An 18,401-nucleotide genomic window follows, 5' to 3' on the forward strand; every position below is an offset into this window, starting at 1 on the left:
TTCGAAAAAGCCGGTGCACACGGCTTCTTTGCGCCGGGTCTTGGCGATGAGGGCCTGATCGAGACGCTCTGCAAGGCAATCGCGTTGCCGGTCAACATCATTGCGCTGGGGCACGTGCCGCCGCGCCAGCGGCTGGCCGAACTCGGCGTCGCCCGCATCAGCCACGGCCCGGTGCCTTACCGGCAGATGGCGGAATGGCTGGAGGCGAAGGCGCGACTGGCTATTTCGGGTTAGATCAGTCCTCCAGCGTTCCCGACCGGGCGTCGGCGCTCTTCCTGTCGCCGACCAGCTTCAGAAGATCCTCGCCGGCGCGGATGATGCGGCGCGAGCGGCGGGTCAGGATGATGCCGTCCTGCGGCGCGAACACTTCGGTGCGGCCGTCGGTTTCGCCCGGCGCATGGATGATGGTGGCGAGGCGCGCGCCCTTGGCGACACGGTCGCCCGGCTTCACGTCGTAGAGCACGGCACCCGCCCGTGGCGCCGGCATCATGTCGATGTTTTCCAATGGGGCTACGAAGCCGGTGAAGGGACCCGGCGCGGGCAGGGCGCTGTCCGCGATCACGCCGCGTGCCACCAACAGCCGGTAGAGCCCGTCGGCGTCAGAGGCGGCCAAGGCACCGTCGACATCGAGGATGCCGCGATATTCGACGGTGGTGGCGACGCGACGGTCGAGCTTGGCCACATTGGCGGGAACATTCTGGTAGGGCATGATCGAGGCGCCTTCGAAGGTGCCGTCGGTGTCTTCGCTCCACAGCACGACCGCATCGACGCCCATGGCGGCGGCGCAATCGGCCATGGCAGGCCACAGGCTGGTGTGGACGTAGAGATAGGCGAGGCCCTCGTCATCGCAGTGCAGTCGAGCACGATGTCATGGCCGAGCGACAGCTGCACCAGCCGCGTCTTCAGCCGCTGGTCGACGCTGCCAAGGGTGGTGTCGGGCAAGAGCGCTGTGTCGGGCGCGGCGAGCAGCGGAAAGCCGCGGTTGAAATTGGTACGCGTGCCCAGATGGAAGCGGCCCTGATGCTCGCCGAAATGATATTGCGCCCGGCCGATCGGGTTGGCCCAGGGCACGATGGTGAGGTTGCCCTTGATGCGGCCTTCGGCCTCCGCCCTGGCAAGCATCGGCATCAGCGCGTCGATGGCGACGACGCCCGGCAACTCGCCGGCATGGAGTGCCGCCTGCAGATAGGCCGAAGGAGCAGCCTTGTCGGAACCAGTGAAGCGGAACAGCGGGAATTCGTAGGAAACCCCTTCGCTTTCGCCGGCGATGCGTTCGATCGATTTCTGCATGACTTCCTCCCTCAAGAGCGAGAGACATGCGATTTGAAGGCGCCGATGTCGATTGGTCCAGCCTGCCGCGCTATGGGCGCAAGAGACTATACGGCCGGAAGCGGGATGACCGGCGCGCGCCGGTCCAGCGCCTGCGACAGCACAGCGACTGTGACCGCCAAAAGGGCGAGTGCTGCGCCGACCAGCGGCAGATTGGCATAGGAAACACCGGCGGACAGGGCCACGCCGCCGATCCAGGCGCCGCTGGCATTGCCGACATTGAAGGCGCCCTGGTTCAGCGTGGCGGCGAGGTTGGGTCCCTCGGAGGCCGCCTCGACGACCCGGATCTGCAGCGGCGGCACGACGACGAAGATGAGCAGGCCCCACAGGAAGACGATGCCGACGGCAACGCTGGCGGTTGCGCCGAACTGCCTGAAGCCAACGAAAAGCAGGGCCATCAGCAGCAGGGTGCCGATCACTGTCGGCATCAGTTTCCAGTCGGCCAATCTGCCGCCGATAATGTTGCCGATGGTCATGCCCGCGCCGAACAGCAGCAGAACCCAGGTGACTGCCGAGGTCGACAAGCCCGATACCTCGGTGAGGTAGGGTTTGATGTAGGTGAAGACGGTGAACAGGCTTGCGGAGGTCAGCGCCGCGATCAGCATGGCCAGCCAGACCTGCAGCTTGCCCAGCACGCGCAGCTCGCCGCGCAGGCCGCCACCGCTTGGCTCGGCGACACCGGACGGCACCAACCAGGCGATCGCTGCGACCGAGATCAGGCCGATACCGACCACGGCAACGAAGGTGGAGCGCCAGCCGAACGCTTCGCCAAGCGCGGTTCCGGCAGGAACACCCAGGATGTTGGACAGTGTCAGCCCGGCGAACATCAGCGCGATGGCGCTGGCGCGTTTGTTGCGCGGCACCAGGCTGGCGGCAACGACCGATCCGATGCCGAAGAAAGCGCCGTGGCCGAAAGCGGTGAAGACGCGCGCGGCCATCAGCGTCCAGTAGTTGGGCGAGATGGCGCAAAACAGATTGCCGACGACGAACAGGACGGCCAGCCCGACCAGCACGGGCTTACGCGGCAAATGCGCGGTGGCCATGGCGACAATCGGGGCGCCAAAGACGACGCCCAGGGCATATCCGGTAACCAGCAGGCCGGCAGAAGGGATCGATACGCCGAGGTCGGCGGCGACTTCGGGCAGCAAGCCCATGATGACGAATTCGGTGGTGCCGATGCAGAAGGACGCAATGGCAAGCGCAAGGATCGGCAAGGGCATGGGGCGTCCAGACTGAATCGGTTCAATTTCCAGACTGCGCGAGGAGCCATCCCGCGCGCAACACACATTGCTGCAACGCAGCAATGCAGAAAGCGAAGAGCAATCGAAAACGGAGCACTCGAGCGCCCCGTTCTGCGGATCATCGTGGAGGTAGAACAGCAATTCCGGGATCATGGCGCCCTCGGCAAGGCATAAGCGACGATGTAGTCGCCGCGATCGGGTGACTGGCGCGCCCCTCCGGCCGAGACGACGACGAACTGACGGCCGCTTTCGGGCGAGGTGTAGGTGATTGGTGTCGCCTGCGCGCCGACCGGCAGGCGGCCCTTCCACAGCTCCTCGCCGGTGGCAACGTCGATGGCGCGCAGATAATAGTCCTGCGTGCCGGCATAGAAGACGAGACCGCCCGCCGTCGTTACCGGACCGCCGAGCGACGGCATGCCGACCGGGATCTGCAGGCCGGTCTTCATGCCAAGTGGGCCTGTATCCTGCAGCGTGCCGGCCGGAACCTGCCAGACGAGCTGGCGTGACTTCAGGTCGATGGCGCTGATCGTGCCATAGGGCGGCTGATGGCAAGGCACGCCCAAGGGCGACATGAAGCCGTTCTTGAGCGCACCATAGGGCGTGCCGAGCTGGGTGCCGAGACCATCATGCGCTGCCGACGGACCGTAATTGTCGGCCTCGGCGCGCGGCAGCAGGACAACGAATTGCGGCATGCGGATGTCGTTGACGATCAGGTAGCCATTGGCCTCGTCGATCGAGGCGCTGCCCCAGTTCATGCCGCCATAATAGCCGGGAAATTGCAGCGAGCGCGTCAGGCCGGGAGGCGTGAATTCGCCCTCGTAGCGCAGCTTCTTGAAGCCGATACGGCAAAAGAGCTGGTCGAGCGGGGTGGCACCCCACATGCTTGCCTCGGTGAACGGCTTGTCGCCGATCGAAGGCATGCCGACCGAATAGGGCTGGGTCGGCGACAGGAAGTCCTCCTTGGCGCCGCCGTCCTGCGGCACCGGCTTTTCCTGCACCTCGGCGATCGGCTTGCCGTCGCGGCGGTCGAGCATGAAGATCTGGCCGCGCTTGGTCACCTGGATCAGCGCCGGCACCTTGCCGCCCTTACCGTCCGGCACATCATAAAGCGCCGGCTGCGAGGGAAGGTCATAGTCCCAGAGGTCGTGATGCACGGTCTGGAACTTCCAGCGCTCGCGGCCGGTGGCGATATCGAGCGCGACGACCGAAGCGGTGTAGTCTTCCGCCGCCTTGCTGCGTTCGGCGCCGAAGAAGTCGGGCGTGGCGTTGCCGGTCGGCAGATAGACGAGACCGAGCGCATCGTCATAGCTCGGCGTCGACCAGACGTTGGGCGTGCCGCGCGTGTAGCTCTGGCCTTCGGGCGGCAGCTTGGTGATATCGGGATTGCCGAGATCCCATGCCCACATCAACTCGCCTGTCTTGGCGCTGAACGCACGAACGGCGCCGGAAGGCTCGCCGGTCTCGACATTGTCCCAGACCCAGCCGCCGATCATGATGAGATCGCGCATGACGGTCGGAGCCGAGGTCTGGAAATAGAAGCCGGGCTTGACCTCGCCCATGCCTTGCTTGAGGTCGACGGTGCCGCCCTGGCCGAAATCCGGGCAGGGCTGGCCGGTCTTGGCGTCGATCTCGATCAGCCGCGCGTCGATGGTGGTCATGACGATGCGCCCGGCGCAGGCAGCCGCGTTGACACCAGCCGCTGGCGCGGCGGCGTCGCCCGTGGGCTCATAGTAGCTGACGCCACGGCAGCGCTGCCACAGCGGCGCCGAGGCTTTCGGGTCGAACTTCCAGCGCGGCTCGCCGGTCTCGGCGTTGAGCGCGTTGATGACATTTTTCGAAGAGCAGGTGTAGACCGTGTCGCCGACCTGCAGCGGCGTGTTCTGGTCCTCGGCGCCCTTGACCGGGACATCGCCGGTGCGGAAGGTCCAGGCGACCTTCAAATCCTTGACATTGTCCCTGGTGATCTGGTCGATCGGCGCATAGCGCGTGCCGGCCGGCGTGCGGCCATAGTGGCGCCAGTCGGTGCTGGAGGCTGACGCGGCCGGCGTCGGCGCTTCAGTGGCGGCGACCGTGTTGCGGATCACGCCATGCGGCTGGAAGGCATAGGCGGCGGTGGCGATCAGGCCGAGCACGAGAACGCCGGCAAGGGCGAAGGGGCTGCGCTTGCCACTGCCCGATGACGGGAACAGCGGCGCCAGCAGAAGGGCGACCACGGCCAGCACGGCTGGTGCCACCAGCCGCGGCACCAGCGGCCAGAAATTCAGCCCGGCTTCCCAGAACGCCCAGGCGACCGTGGCGAGGAAGACGAGGATGTAGAGCCAGAAGCCTGCCCGCCGGCGCAAGGCGAAGAGAAAGCCGGAGACGATGATGCCGGCACCAGCCAGCGCGTAGTACCAGGAGCCCCCGAGGCCGATGAGCTGAACGCCGCCATAGAGCAGCGGCAGGCCGATAATCATCAGCACGAGGCCGAAAAGGACGAGCAGCCAGACGCCGCCGGATGTGTTGGTATCTTGGTCTGACATGTCGATCCTCACGCTTGCCGGGATGGCGAGGTCTCGCGGTCGCGGCGGCCAAGAAAAGGCCGTAGGCGATCAATGGAGGCCGGCTTCCGGTTCGGCGACGGGGGCTTCGCCAGGGAAAAATGATTTATCGCATCCTAATAGATAGCATGTTATCTTTTCCGTCATGCCCAAGCAACACCCGGATCGTGCCAGGTTTGGCCAACTCGTTATATCAGTCGCTAGGCTATGGCGGCGCGCGGCCGACAAGGCGCTCAACGATTGCGGTCTGTCGCATGCCACCGCCATGCCGCTGGTGATGCTGTCACGGCTCGGCGACAATCTGCGCCAGGGCGTGCTTGCCGATCATCTCGGCTTCGAGGGACCGTCGCTGGTCCGCATCGTCGATCTGCTGGTCGAGGAAGGGCTGGTGACGCGCGCCGAGGACGCCATCGACAGGCGGGCAAAAATCCTGTCGCTGACCGATGCCGGCAGAAGGCGGGTGACTGAGATCGAGCGCCTGCTGTCGGTGCTGCGGGCCGATCTGCTCAAGGACGTTGGCGAGAGCGAATTGAAGGGGGCCGTGCTTTTGCTGAGCCGGCTGGAGACGAAATTGACCGGGCTCGGTTGATCGGGCCGGAAGCCGGGTCTCAGGCCAGCGGCTTCAATTCCTGGGCAATGGTGGGCAGCAGTTCCGAGACATTCGGGTGGATGTGGACGGCACGCGCCAGCGTGTCGACGGGCGCCTTGGCGTACATCAGGTCGAGCACGCAATGGATAGCCTCGTCGCCGCCGGGGCCGAGCACCGAGCAGCCGAGGATCTCCCTGGTGTCGGCATCGACCAGGATCTTCATGAAACCCTGCGTCTCGCCCTTTTCGATAGCGCGGCCGACGCGGGTCATCGGCCGCTGGCCGACCAGCGCGCGACGGCCGGATTTCTTAACCGCGGCCTCGGTCATGCCGCAGCGGCCGAGCGGCGGGTCGATGTAGAGCGCATAGGCTTCGATGCGATCACTGACCTTGCGCGGATCGTTGTCCAGCAGGTTGGCGGCGACGATCTCGTAGTCGTTGTAGGAGGTGTGGGTGAAGGCGCCCCTGCCGTTGCAGTCGCCCATCGCCCAGATGCCGGGCACGCTGGTGCGCAACTGGTCGTCGACGGTGACAAAACCGCGCTTGTCGATCTCGACGCCGGCCCTTTCCAGGCCGAGATCGTCGGTGTTGGGTGTGCGCCCCAGCGCCAGCAGCACGTGCGAGCCGACCGCCGGTGGCTTGCCGGCGGAGAAGGTCACGGCGATGTCGTCATCCTGTCTGGCGAAGGCGATGTCGTCGGCGCCGACGTGGACCGCGATGTCTTCGTTTTCGAGGATCGACAGGATGGCGGCGGAGACGTCCTCGTCCTCGCGGCCGGTCAGGCGCGGGCTCTTCTCGATGACGGTGACTTCCGCGCCGAAGCGGCGGAACATCTGCGCGAATTCGAGCGAGATGTAGCTGCCGCCGACGACGATGAGATGGCGCGGCAGCACGTCGAGATCCATCATCGACGAGTTGGTCAAATAGTCGATGTCGTGGATGCCGGGCAGATCGGGCACCGAGGCGCGGCCGCCGGTGTTGAGGAAGATCTTGTCGGCGGTCAAAAGATCATCGCCGACGCGCACCGTGCTGGCGGATTCGAAACGCGCATGGCCGCGATAAAGGGTGCAGCCCTTCATGCCGGCAATCCAGGTTTCCAGATTGCCGCGAGCGTCGTTGGCGACCTTGTCCTTGCGCGCCTTGATCACCTTGTAATCGACCCCGACCGGCCCGGAGAACGTCACGCCATAGTCGGCGGCGCGGCGCGCAAGATGCGCGGCGTAGGCGCTGGCGACCATGGTCTTGGTCGGCATGCAGCCGGTGTTGACGCAGGTGCCGCCGACCAGCTTGCGCTCGATCAGCGCGACGCTCATGCCGGCGGCCGTCAGCCGTCCGGCCAATGGCGATCCCGCCTGGCCGGCGCCGATGATGATGGCGTCGAAGGCTTTTACCGTCATGCCACCGCCGCCACGATCAGCAAGCCGCCGATGATCGCCACCGCGTCCTCGATGAAGGCGGCGGGCGGATCCTTGCCGAAGCTTGCCGCCAGCCGGCCGCGTGCTTCGGCGCCGCCCAGTGTGCCGATGACAGCGCCGATGGCGCCGGCGATCAGGCCGCCGATGGTGGCGCCACCGGTGGCGCCGATCACCGCGCCGGTGAAAGCACCCATGACAATACGAGCGCCGAATTGCTGCGGTACCTTGCGGCTCGGAGTCGACGGCAACTGGTCGGTGACCAGCTCGACAATGGCCAGGATGGTGAAGATGCCGACAGCCGCCCAATGGCTCATGAAGCTCGCCCAGGTGCCGGCAACAGGCAGCCAGCCGAGATAAGCGCCCCAGGCAACGGCGGCCGGCGCGGTCATGGCGCGAAGACCGGCAATGACGCCGATCAGAAGTGCGAGAATGTAGAGCATGGTCGATCCCCCTCGATCACCGGGCCAGGACGGCCTTGAGTCACAGGCTACCATAGGTCCAATATTTGACCAGTACTGGCAACGGCGCTTTTCTGTCGGCTGCACCTGTGCTTTGCAAGGACGTGAACTGGAGACGCGTCATGGCCGAAAGCGAGCGCGTGAAGATGGTGGCCGGCGAATGGTACACCTGCCTCGATGACGAACTGGAGTCCTTGCGGGTGATAGCGCGCGATGCGGTGTTCGAGCACAACTCGCTGCCGCCGCGGCAACGCGGCAATCTTGGACCGGGTCTGAAGGCACTGCTAGGAAGAGCCGGCGAGGGCGCCCGTATCGAGGCGCCGTTCCACTGCGCCTATGGCTTCAACATCTTTCTCGGCGACAGCGTGTTTCTCAATGCCGGCTGCACCATCCTCGACACGGCGAGCGTGCGCATCGGCAAGGCAACGCTGCTCGGCCCGAATGTGCAGATCTACTGCGCCGAGCACCACAAGGAGGCCAGTGGGCGGCAGGCCGGACTGGAGATCGCCCGAACGGTCGAGATCGGCGCCAATGCCTGGATCGGCGGCAGCGCGATCATCCTTGGCGGCGTCAGCATCGGTGAGGGCGCCATTGTCGGCGCCGGCGCGGTGGTGACGCGCGACGTGGCTGCGAACGCCACGGTGGTCGGTAATCCGGCGCGGCCGGTCAAGCGGGTTTGAACGATCAGGACGACAGCTCCACGCGTTCGTCCCGATCAGCCCGCCTGGAGAACTCGCGCCGGTATTGCGCCGGCGATGTCCTGAGCCTTGCCGAAAAATGCTGGCGCAGCGAGGTGGCGCTGCCGAAGCCGGCTTCGAAGGCCACCATGTCCATGGATTTCTCCGTCGCTTCCAGCAAACGCTGCGCCAGTTCGATCCGCTGGCTGGTCAGCCAGTCGCCAAAGCTGGCGCCGATCGATTTCTGAAAGCGACGGGTAAAGGTGCGGCGGGTCAGGCCGGCGGCCTCGGCGACGCTGTCGAGGCTATGCGTCTTGCCAAGCGTAGCGCGAACCGAGTCCAGGGCCTGGGTGAAACGGTCAGCATCGGCGCTTCTTGCCATGGAATGCTCGATGAATTGCGCCTGCCCGCCTTGCCGATGCGGAGAAAGCACGATCTGGCGGGCGAGCCGGAGTGCTGCTTCCGCGCCATAGCGGGCGCGCACGATGTGGAGACAGCAGTCGAGGCCGGCGGCGACGCCGGCCGAGGTGACGACATCGCCATTGTCGACATAGAGCACCGCGGCATCGACAGCGATGTCGGGATGGAGTGTTTGTAATTGTTCGCAATAGGCCCAGTGGGTCGCGGCACGTCGGCCCGAAAGCAGCCCGGCCGCGGCAATGGCGAAGGTGCCGAGGCACAGGCCGACAATCAAGGCGCCGCGTTGGTGCGCCCGGCGCAGCGCTTCCATCAGCAGCGGCGACACCGGTTCGCCCAGATGATGCCAGCTCGGGATGATGACGATACCGGCGCCGTCGAGCCCTTCGAGCCCATGCGGCGCGGCAATGGTCAGCCCGGCTTCGGTGTGGATCGGGCCGGCCTTGACCGCGCAGATGCGGAAGTCGAAGCGCGGCAGGCCAAGCGCCGTCCTGTCCTCGCCGAAGACCAGGCACGGCACGGAAAGATGGAACGGGCTGATGCCGTCGAAGGCGAGGACGGCAATAATCGGGTTGGTCATGGGTGCTTCCGGCAGTTGAATACGGATTGTCCCAATTCTTTCGCATGATGTCAATCGGGCCACTTTTAACGGGCCGGCGACCCGCCTAGTTTCGGCCATCGCATTCAAGCCGGAAAGGAAAACACCATGTCTGACCCAGCCAACACCACGCCACGCCGGGCGCTGATCGTCGTCGATGTGCAGAACGATTATGACGGCGGCAATCTGGCCATCCAGCATCCGCCATTCCGCGACAGCGTCGTCCATGTGGCACGCGCCATGGACGCGGCGGCAGCGGCCGGCATCAAGGTGGTGGTCGTCAAGCAGATGGCGCCCGAGACCTCACCGATCTTCGCCAGGGGAAGCCATGGCGGCGAACTGCATCCCGAGATCGCCAGGCGTGAGCGCGACCATTATGTCGAGAAGAACCTGCCCTCCGCCTTCACAGGCACCGACCTTGAGGACTGGCTGCGCGCCAATGCCATCGATACGATCACGGTGGTCGGCTACATGACGCACAATTGCGACCTGTCGACGATCATCCACGCCGTGCATATGGGCTTTGCCGTCGAGTTCCTGTCGGATGCGACCGGCTCGGTGCCTTACGCCAACAGCGCCGGCTACGCCTCGGCCGAGGAGATCCACCGTGTGGTGACTGTTATCCTGCAGTCGCGCTTCGCTGCCGTGCTTAAGACCGCCGAATGGGTCGAGTGCCTGCAGACCGGCGCGCTGCCGGAGCGCGACACGATCTTCGGCTCCAACCAGCGGGCGCTGTCGCGTAGCGCTGCTTAGGGCTATCCGAAAAAACAGAAAGGGCGCCGCATCGCTGCGGCGCCCTTTCTGTTTGGAATTGAAGGATTTTAGAACAGGCCTTCGATATGGCCGGCCTCGTTGAGGAAGATCTTTTCCGAGGACGGCGCCCTCGGCAGGCCGGGCATGGTCATGACCTCGCCGCAGATGATGACGACGAAGCCGGCACCGGCCGAAAGCCTGACCTCGCGCACCGGCACGGTATGGCCGGTCGGCGCACCGCGCAGGTTCGGGTCGGTCGAGAAGGAGTACTGGGTCTTGGCCATGCAAACCGGCAGGTGGCCGTAGCCGGCGTCTTCCCAGGCCTTAAGCTGGTCGCGCACCGACTTGTCGGCGATCGCTTCCGAGCCGCGATAGATGCGCTGGACGATGGTGTTGATCTTCTCGAACAGCGGCATGGCATCGGGATAGAGCGGCGCGAACTGCGAGGCGCCGGATTCGGCCAGCGCCACCACCTTGTTGGCGAGATCCTCGATGCCGGCCGAGCCATGCGCCCAGTGCTTGCACAGGATCGCTTCTTCGCCCATCGAGGCGACATAGTCCTTCATCGCCTGGATCTCGGCGTCGGTGTCGGAGTAGAAATGGTTGATGGCAACCACCGCCGGCACGCCGAATTGCCTGATGTTCTCGATGTGGCGGCCGAGATTGGCGCAGCCCTTCTTCACCGCTTCGACGTTTTCCTTCCCGAGGTCTTCCTTCTTGACGCCGCCATTCATCTTCATGGCGCGCACGGTGGCGACGATGACCGCCGCCGCCGGCTTCAGGCCCGCCTTGCGGCACTTGATGTCGAAGAACTTTTCAGCACCGAGGTCGGCGCCGAAGCCCGCTTCGGTGACGACGTAGTCGGCGAGCTTGAGCGCCGTCGTGGTGGCGACGACCGAGTTGCAGCCATGCGCAATGTTGGCGAACGGGCCGCCATGGACGAAGGCCGGGTTGTTCTCCAGCGTCTGCACCAGGTTCGGCTGCATGGCGTCCTTCAACAGCACGGCCATGGCGCCGTCGGCCTTGAGGTCGCGGGCATAGACCGGCGACTTGTCGCGGCGATAGGCGACGATGATGTCGCCGAGGCGCTTTTCCAAATCCTTCAGGTCGGTCGACAGGCAGAGGATGGCCATGACTTCCGAGGCGACGGTGATGTCGAAGCCGCCCTCGCGCGGGAAGCCGTTGGCGACGCCGCCGAGCGAGCAGATGATCTCGCGCAGCGCGCGGTCGTTCATGTCCATGACGCGGCGCCAGACGACGCGACGGGTGTCGATGCCGAGTTCATTGCCCCAGTAGATGTGGTTGTCAATCAGCGCCGAAAGCAGGTTGTGCGCGGTGGTGATGGCGTGGAAGTCGCCGGTGAAGTGGAGGTTCATGTCCTCCATAGGCACGACCTGCGCATAGCCGCCGCCGGCTGCACCGCCCTTGACGCCGAAGTTCGGGCCCAGCGAAGCCTCGCGGATGCAGACGATCGCCTTCTTGCCGATGCGGTTCAGGCCGTCGCCGAGACCAACCGTGGTCGTGGTCTTGCCTTCGCCGGCGGGCGTCGGGTTGATGGCGGTTACGAGGATCAGCTTGCCGTCCTTGTTGCCCTTCACCGACTTGATGAATTCGGCTGATATCTTGGCCTTGTCATGGCCGTAGGGCAGCAGGTGTTCGGTCGGGATGCCGATCTTCTGGCCGATCTCCTGGATCTGCTTTTTCTTGGCGCCGCGCGCGATCTCGATGTCGGACTTCACTTCGGCCATGACGGCTTTCCTCTGGATTGGACGATGGAGGGGACGGGTTTGATCTTACTGGCAAGCAGGTTGGAACCGGGCGCGGGCATGTTCTAACCCTGTCGCTGCCGCGGCGTCAACTTGTATGCAACTATGTTTCCTCTAGAGAAAATTCCTCTGCGGACCGGCCGACCTGTCGTCGGTTCTTCCTGGCTCCGTTGCCGCGCCGTATAGAAGCCAGAGGACGCGTCGTTCCGCCGTCTCAAAACAGCCGCACAATGCACGGAATGCGACAGAGGCGACGGCGCAAATTCGCCATCGCCTGGTCCCTAATGGAACAGCGCTACTGCGTCAGAACGTTGCTGATTTCGACCATGTTGGAGCGCACCCTGAGCACATAGAAGCCCATCGTCGTCAGATGCGTCGGCAACAGCCAGCCATCCTCGCGGCCATTGGCGATGATGAAAGGCTGGATCTTCAGCGCCGAAACGAACTGCGAGTCCATCGTGTCCCACAGGTTCTGCAGATGCTTTTCCTTGATCACGTCCTCGAAGTCGGCCTGGGCGCCCTTCATCAGGCCGTAATAGCCATAGAGCTGGCCATAGGCGAACCAGTAGCGGTCGTCGGCGCGGAAGTCGAACCAGCCATTGTTGTGGTTCTCGGCGCGTTCCTTGAGGATCGCCGAGGTCGAGCCGATGTCGGACGAGATGCGGTCGATATACTGTTTCAGATTGTCGGCACGGGCGTCGAATGTCGCCTGGCAGGTGGCAAGGCGAGCGTTGAAGGAACGCAGCATGCGCACGGCGTCGCGATAGTAGCTTGGCGTCGGCGTCTTGGGGCCGAACGGGTTCAGGCCGAAATACCAGGTCTCCTCGTCGAACTGCAGGTTGCCGCGGGCATTCTGCAGATCGCTGTCGATCTGCGAGGTGGTGCGGACGCGGCCGAGATTGTCGGCGAGTTCGGTCGCGGTGCGCCGCACCGCCTGGTTGATGCCGCGCTGGAAGGAGGCCTTGTTGTCCATCCACGGTGTGTTGTCCCAGTCGATGCCGAACAGGCCAAGCTTGTAGAGGATCATCGACGAGATCCAGGCATTCTGGTTGACGTTGAAGTCGGTCAGGTCGGCGGCGATCTGGGCAATGCCGGAGTTACCGCAGGTCTTGGCGGTGTCGGTGCCGGCGCCGGCGGAGACCTGTTCGCCGGCGGAGACATTGCGCTTCTCGAATGTGTAGGTGTCGGGATAGTTCGGGTTGAAATTGTTCCACCACTGGGTGGCGTAGAAGAAATTGGCATAGAGGCCGATGAGCACCAGCAGAGCAAGGCCGACCGCCGCCTTGAGGATCCAGCCGCGTTGCGTGTACCAGCGCCCGGCCCACAGGAACGGCCACAGGATGACACCGATCAATAGGCCGATGCCGCGGCCAATCCACTGGAAAATGCGGGTGAAGAAATTCACGATCGGATCGAGCATGGCCGTGTCACCCCCTCAAAGCGTGATGCCAAAAAGTTGCAGACTTTTTGGATAACATCATGCGCCAAAACAACAAGTTAGAACGAAATGACGGTTCATTTCGTTCTAGTCAGTCAGGCCGTAGAGGCGTGTGCGAAACGCCACCTTGTCCTTCAAATATGTGGTTTTGAGAACGTCCACAACATGCGATCGCCAGGCGTCGCTGAAGCCGCCATAGTCCTTGTAGAAGCCGTCCTTGTTGAAGATGTAGCGCGAGACGAAGTCCGACGGTACGAAATCCGAGATCAGCCGGTTGGTCAGCCAGGCGTCAGGGTGGTCAGGCTTGGCGCGGATCACCAGGAAACGCTGCTGCGGGAAGACTTCCTCGATCTTCAGGTGGCCGAGCTGGGCGATCTCGCGCTTGGCGGCGTTGAGGAAAGGGAAATTGCCGTCCCTGGTGATCAGGTCGGCATGGCTCTGGATCCAGGTCTGCAGCCAGACCTTGTCGACATTGGTCAAGTTGCGGTTCGGCTCGGCGTCGCGGATCAGCGCGCGCACCACCATCTCGGCACGGTGCTCGAGATAGCCCGAGGCCTCGACCCAGGAGGCGCGCGGCAGCTCGATGCGGCCGGTGGTGGCGAGGAACTTGAACACCTTGTCGGCGTCGTTGATGGAGAGATAGCTGACCTGCCACGGCCGCGAACGGCGGAAGCCTGGCGCCGCAGGATCGCTGATCACCGTCGTCACATCCGGGTCGACGAACACGTAGAGCCCGCCGAAATGGCTGGTCCAGTAGGCGTTGTGGCGGAAGATCACCTGGTCGGGCACCAGCGCGTTCTCGCGAATGTCGCCGCAGATCTTGGCGAGCTCGACCATGCGGTTCAGCATGGCGCTGTCGCGCCAGGCGTCGGGCTCCTGCTTCAGCCGGTCGACGAGCTTGCCGAGCTCGGCGGCCTTGCCCAGCACATCCTCGGCCGACAGCACCTTGAACTCGACCTGGCTGATCGACAGCAAATCCTCGATGTCGTTGACCTTGGGAACGGAATCCTCGATCTCGCCGTAGATGACGTCCTTGATCGTCAGCGCATCGATGGCGCGCTGGTTCTTGGACATGAACTCGAACATCAGCTGCGAGGTGTTGGAGAAGGCGGTGTGCACCACCGGCAGGTCGATCTGCGACGGCGTCAGGATGATGAAGCGGCGATTGACCTCATTGGGATCGAGATAGTCATAGTCGTCGCATTCCTCGGCCACTTCGGGCGAGAAGCCGGTGCGGTCGATCTGGAAGCTCTTCAGCTTCGTCGGCTTCAAGCCGAATGCGGCCAGCGCCTTGTTGTAGCGCTGGATCAGATGCGGCTCGTCGACAGTGAGCAAACGGCCATAGATCAGCTCATTGTCGCGCAGGAGATCGGGTTTCTTGCTCATCTTCCCTTCTCCCCGTTTACGGGGAGAAGGTGCCCGAAGGGCGGATGAGGGGCGGCGCAAGCGTTCATTATTTTCGCCCCAACGTTGAAGCTGGCAAAAACTTCACATCGACAGCAATCATTTTCCGATCGAGTCGACCATCCAGCGCAGCAACAATCGTATCCAGCACGCTCTTACGGCTCGTCAAAACATCAGCGTGCCAAACCCTCAACACCGACCAGCCGTTCCTGTTCATCGTCTCATCCCTGTATCGATCGTGGGGCCGATTTGCATGCTGACTTCCATCGACTTCCACAACCAGATTAGCCTCACGGCAGGCGAAGTCTGCGAAATATGGACCGATTGGTAGCTGGCGGATAAACTTGTGGCCGTTCAGCCGCCTTCCACGCAATTCGTGCCACAGCCATTCCTCGGCATCATTCTCGACTTTCCGAAGTTGCCGGGCTCTTGCTACCTTTGGCTCATTACTGCCTCTTACAGCGCTGCCCCTCATCCGCCCTTCGGGCACCTTCTCCCCGTGAAACGGGGAGAAGGAAGAGGTGCCCGGCTCACGCATTCCATAGCCCCTTCTTCTTCATCTCCTCCATCTCGCGCGCGGCCCGTTCGCGCAGGCGGGCGTCGCGCAGCAGCTTTTGCACCGCGGAGTCGTCGGACTTGTCGGAATAGCGGAACTCCGAGTCGGCATAGCGGTTGATCTCCTGCATGACCATGTCCATCGAAAAGGGTCCGCGCAGTTCCTCGATCATCGCTTTCTTCTCGTCATAACCCTTGTGCATGAAGACTTCCGGCTTCTCGAACCAGTCGTCGGGAAGCTCGATGTCCATGGCGCGCATCTTGATGGCGTCGGTGACGTTCTTGATAGCGCGGCCGGTGAAGCGGGGCTCGGCATCCTTGATCAGGTGCAGGTAGGTGCCGATATCGGCCATCGATTTCGGTGCGCCGTTCTCCTTCGTGTAGCGTTCGTAGACCTTCATCAGCCCGTCTTCTTGCGGCTTCTCGTGCTCCTCATAGGCTTCGGTCACGGCGCGCTGGATTTCCTGCGCGGCGTAGAGATCGTGGTCGCCGAGCGGTATCTTGTGGTTTTTTCCCGCCAGCAGGACAAAAATATCGATGTAGTCGTCGCGGCTCTGCGGCCCGTCGACCAGCCAGCGGGCGCCGGCGCGCTGGCGCAGCGCGTCGTCGACATTTTCGGGGTAGTTGGAGAACATGCCGAACGAGCAGTTGCCGCGCACCACGGTGGCAGCGCCGGCGAAGGCGTCCATCAAGACGCCTGTTATTTCCTGCTGGCCGGCCGAGGCGCGGTCGTCGGAGCGGCGAGCCGCCACCTGGTCGATGTCGTCGATGGTGCCGAAACCGATGACGCGCGGGTTCAGCACATTGTTGATGAACTGACGGCAGTTCTGGCCTGATTTGCCCTGGTAGGACGAGATCTGGTCGACGCCGAAATTCTCGTAGGCGAAGGGATAGCCGGCGACCTGGCAATAGCCGTTGACGAGGCCGGCGATCATCTGGATGAGCGTCGTCTTGCCGGTGCCGGGCGCGCCGTCGCCGATGAAGGTGAACAGGAAGCCGCCGAGCTCGACGAACGGGTTCAGCTCACGCTCGAAATCGTAGGCCATCAACATCTTGGCGAGCTTGACCGACTGGTATTTGGCGATGTGGTTGCCGACGACCTCTTCCGGCTTCTTGAATGTCATCACCAGCGGTTTTGAGCGCTTGCCCGGCGCGACGTCGAAACCATCAAGGGTGAAATCGTCGGCATCGATGCGGATATGGGCGTTCTCGAACGGGCCGATACCGTCGAAGCGGCCCTTGCGCGCCAGCAGCCCGTCGATGGCGACGCGGGCGAAGGCACGCGCCCGGGTCATCAGATCGGCATCGTCGGACGATCCCGAGATCGCCTTGTCGAGGCCGGCCAGGATCGACTTCACCGCATCCTGCGGCGTGTCGAACAGGAAGTCCGGCTCGGGGATGTCGTTGGGTGCCTCGCCGTCGCTGTCGATCAGCTGGAACAGATAGGAGGCGAGGCTGAAGGCGGAGATGTAGGCGGAGGCCGACAGAAGCTTCTTGAAGGTGGACGCCTCGTCGCCTTCGAGCGGCGCGCGGGTGTTCCTGGCCTGCAGACTTTCGAGATCCGAACCTTCGGCAAAGACATCCGATATTGCGAGCGCGATCGCCGTGCCACGCCGGGCGCGAAACAACAGCGTGTGCTGCGGGATGGTCAACAGCTGGTCGTCGGGATGAACGGCGCCGACGGTCTTGGCCAGCTCGACCTCGCGCGTGCGACGCACGGAGCCGACCGAGACGGTCGAGACAAAGCGGCGGTTGGTGCCGGCAAGCGCGGTGCCGGAGGAGCTAGACGGATCCTCCAGCACGACAATGCGTGTGATGAAGCTCTGCGCGGTGGCGCGGTGCTTCTCGATGGCGGCTTCCGGGATGGTGGTCAGGCCGGTATCCATGAAGGGTGCTCCGTGGTGTGACGGTCAGACGTCTGAGATGACCTGTCCGTTGGACAGGATGTGAACCTTGTAGCCGGCAAAAATCTTCTGTGCCTCGCCGGCGGCGTAGAGCGCCTGATAGGCCTCGTGCGGAATCAGCGCATGGTTTTCATAGCTCGACACGCCCTGACGCGCGGCTTCCAGATCGTCGGTGTTGATGAAGAATTCCTGCGTTGTCTTTTCACTCGAAAACAGGCCCTTGCGGCCGGGTTTCTCGCTTTTGGAATAGACCTCTTGGATGGTCCAGGTCAAAAGCCAGGCATTTTCCGGCTTACGCACCTTGGCCAGAACCTCGGTCACCGTCGAATTGTTGTCGGTAATCCCGGCCGAATAGAAGGGGCCGAGCACGACGCGGCGCAGCTGCTTGGGGTGCAGCGGCTCGAAATCCTTGTCGAGGTTGACCGCGATGGTCGCCGGCGAAAGCGTATAGGCGGAGTTCTTCTCGGTGAAATCGTCGAAACGATGGGCAAGCTCGGGATTGAGCAGGCCGTCGACAGGCAGCGGAATGTCGATCGTCTCGTTCAGCTTGCCGTTTCTGTCGACAAGCTGGCGGATCATCGCGTCGGAGGAATCCTCCACCGTCACCATGTAGACCAGAGGCAGGTTGGCGCTGCCGTCGAACGTCGCCCAATGGACGAGATAATAGGGCCGCCCCGTCTTCGGATTGACCGAGACCTTGGCGGTCTGCGCCAGCGTGAACGGGCCGAAGGTGTTCTCGCTTTTCACGTCCTCGAGATAGAGCCGCTCGGCCATCGACTTCTGCAGCGCCTCGGGGAATTCCTTGTGGCGCAGGATGAAGTCGGCCATTTCCTCGCGCAACTCGCCGGCGAGCGGGATGTTGGCAAGCCGCGCGTCGGCCTGGCGTCGGTCATTTTCCAGTTCAAGCAGGTTCTGGAACACCGGGAAGCCGCTTTCGGCCCGCGAAATGCGGAACGTGTCCATGAAGCCCAGTCGATTGCGCCAGCAGGCAAACGACTTGTCGAGCCGGGCGATGTATTCGGCGACGATCTTGGCGACGATGCCATGCCGGTAGAGCGGCGAGCGATCGTCGCGCATGAACACTTCAAGGCCGTTGAGTGCGGCCGTGATGGCGGAGAAATACCGTGCCGCCGCTTCGTTTTCGGGGGTCATGCCTGTGCGCTCGCGGGCAGTCCTGTCACCCCTAAGACTGCACGTAGTTTGCCGAATTGTGCTTCTTCAGCACCTCGTCGAAGCGGCGGGCGAAGGCATCGTCGGCCAGCTTCTTTCGGCGCTGGATGTCGGCGGGGGGGGCCCTGTTCTTTTCGTGCATCTCGAG

15 protein-coding genes and 1 pseudogene are annotated in these 18,401 nt (G+C 63.6%); 4 read left to right on the top strand and 12 right to left on the bottom strand.

Annotated features, from left to right (window positions below; translation table 11 throughout):
- Positions 1-234: isocitrate lyase/phosphoenolpyruvate mutase family protein (locus tag EN943_RS23305; RefSeq protein WP_206522794.1), on the top strand; the 234-nt coding region annotated here is incomplete at its 5' end.
- A 1-nt stretch (position 235) separates the two neighbouring features.
- On the opposite strand, the pseudogene EN943_RS23310 reads toward EN943_RS23305, so the two are convergent.
- The 3 genes and pseudogenes from EN943_RS23310 to EN943_RS23320 form a co-directional block, all read right to left on the bottom strand.
- Positions 236-1,290 (bottom strand): annotated as a pseudogene (locus tag EN943_RS23310) (succinylglutamate desuccinylase/aspartoacylase family protein).
- A gap of 86 nt (positions 1,291-1,376) precedes the next feature.
- On the bottom strand, positions 1,377-2,549 hold the full coding sequence (locus EN943_RS23315) for an MFS transporter (RefSeq protein WP_127414803.1): 1,173 nt from the start codon (positions 2,547-2,549) through the stop codon (positions 1,377-1,379).
- Positions 2,550-2,719: 170 nt separating this feature from the next.
- Complete coding sequence (locus EN943_RS23320) at positions 2,720-5,092, bottom strand: membrane-bound PQQ-dependent dehydrogenase, glucose/quinate/shikimate family (protein WP_127414804.1); 2,373 nt, start codon at positions 5,090-5,092, stop codon at positions 2,720-2,722.
- A 163-nt stretch (positions 5,093-5,255) separates the two neighbouring features.
- On the opposite strand from EN943_RS23320, the gene EN943_RS23325 reads away from it, so the two are divergent.
- Complete coding sequence (locus EN943_RS23325) at positions 5,256-5,699, top strand: MarR family transcriptional regulator (protein ID WP_127414805.1); 444 nt, start codon at positions 5,256-5,258, stop codon at positions 5,697-5,699.
- A gap of 19 nt (positions 5,700-5,718) precedes the next feature.
- On the opposite strand, the gene EN943_RS23330 is transcribed toward EN943_RS23325, so the two are convergent.
- Entirely contained in the window at positions 5,719-7,095 is a 1,377-nt protein-coding gene (locus EN943_RS23330) for an FAD-containing oxidoreductase (protein ID WP_127414806.1), read from the bottom strand.
- Positions 7,092-7,553 carry a DUF4126 domain-containing protein gene (locus EN943_RS23335; RefSeq protein ID WP_127414807.1) on the bottom strand — a complete coding sequence of 154 codons (462 nt, stop codon included), beginning with the start codon at positions 7,551-7,553 and terminating at the stop codon, positions 7,092-7,094. Before EN943_RS23335 ends, EN943_RS23330 begins: the two co-directional genes overlap by 4 nt.
- A gap of 140 nt (positions 7,554-7,693) precedes the next feature.
- On the opposite strand from EN943_RS23335, the gene EN943_RS23340 reads away from it, so the two are divergent.
- Positions 7,694-8,251 carry a sugar O-acetyltransferase gene (locus EN943_RS23340; protein WP_127414808.1) on the top strand — a complete coding sequence of 186 codons (558 nt, stop codon included), beginning with the start codon at positions 7,694-7,696 and terminating at the stop codon, positions 8,249-8,251.
- A gap of 4 nt (positions 8,252-8,255) precedes the next feature.
- On the opposite strand, the gene EN943_RS23345 is transcribed toward EN943_RS23340, so the two are convergent.
- On the bottom strand, positions 8,256-9,245 hold the full coding sequence (locus EN943_RS23345; protein ID WP_127414809.1) for a helix-turn-helix domain-containing protein: 990 nt from the start codon (positions 9,243-9,245) through the stop codon (positions 8,256-8,258).
- A 126-nt stretch (positions 9,246-9,371) separates the two neighbouring features.
- On the opposite strand from EN943_RS23345, the gene EN943_RS23350 reads away from it, so the two are divergent.
- Positions 9,372-10,016 (top strand): cysteine hydrolase family protein, encoded by a 645-nt coding sequence (locus tag EN943_RS23350; RefSeq protein ID WP_127414810.1) that lies wholly within the window; start codon positions 9,372-9,374, stop codon positions 10,014-10,016.
- 68 nt (positions 10,017-10,084) lie between these two features.
- Here EN943_RS23350 and EN943_RS23355 read toward each other — a convergent pair whose 3' ends face one another.
- From EN943_RS23355 to EN943_RS23380, 6 genes are all read right to left on the bottom strand, one after another.
- Positions 10,085-11,764 carry a formate--tetrahydrofolate ligase gene (locus tag EN943_RS23355; protein WP_027039434.1) on the bottom strand — a complete coding sequence of 560 codons (1,680 nt, stop codon included), beginning with the start codon at positions 11,762-11,764 and terminating at the stop codon, positions 10,085-10,087.
- A gap of 313 nt (positions 11,765-12,077) precedes the next feature.
- On the bottom strand, positions 12,078-13,202 hold the full coding sequence (locus EN943_RS23360; RefSeq protein ID WP_013529949.1) for a DUF2333 family protein: 1,125 nt from the start codon (positions 13,200-13,202) through the stop codon (positions 12,078-12,080).
- A 105-nt stretch (positions 13,203-13,307) separates the two neighbouring features.
- Positions 13,308-14,606, bottom strand: a complete 1,299-nt coding sequence (locus EN943_RS23365; RefSeq protein WP_127414811.1) for a DUF6638 family protein — start codon at positions 14,604-14,606, stop codon at positions 13,308-13,310.
- 67 nt (positions 14,607-14,673) lie between these two features.
- Positions 14,674-15,099 (bottom strand): DUF559 domain-containing protein, encoded by a 426-nt coding sequence (locus EN943_RS23370; protein ID WP_127414814.1) that lies wholly within the window; start codon positions 15,097-15,099, stop codon positions 14,674-14,676.
- A 55-nt stretch (positions 15,100-15,154) separates the two neighbouring features.
- Positions 15,155-17,065, bottom strand: coding sequence for an ATP-binding protein (locus EN943_RS23375; protein WP_127414812.1), 1,911 nt, complete (start codon positions 17,063-17,065; stop codon positions 15,155-15,157).
- 24 nt (positions 17,066-17,089) lie between these two features.
- Positions 17,090-18,235 (bottom strand): hypothetical protein, encoded by a 1,146-nt coding sequence (locus EN943_RS23380; protein ID WP_127414813.1) that lies wholly within the window; start codon positions 18,233-18,235, stop codon positions 17,090-17,092.
- Between the last annotated feature and the right edge of the window lie 166 nt (positions 18,236-18,401).

The sequence above is a fragment of the Mesorhizobium sp. M7A.F.Ca.US.006.01.1.1 genome, assembly GCF_003997935.1.
GTDB lineage: Bacteria > Pseudomonadota > Alphaproteobacteria > Rhizobiales > Rhizobiaceae > Mesorhizobium.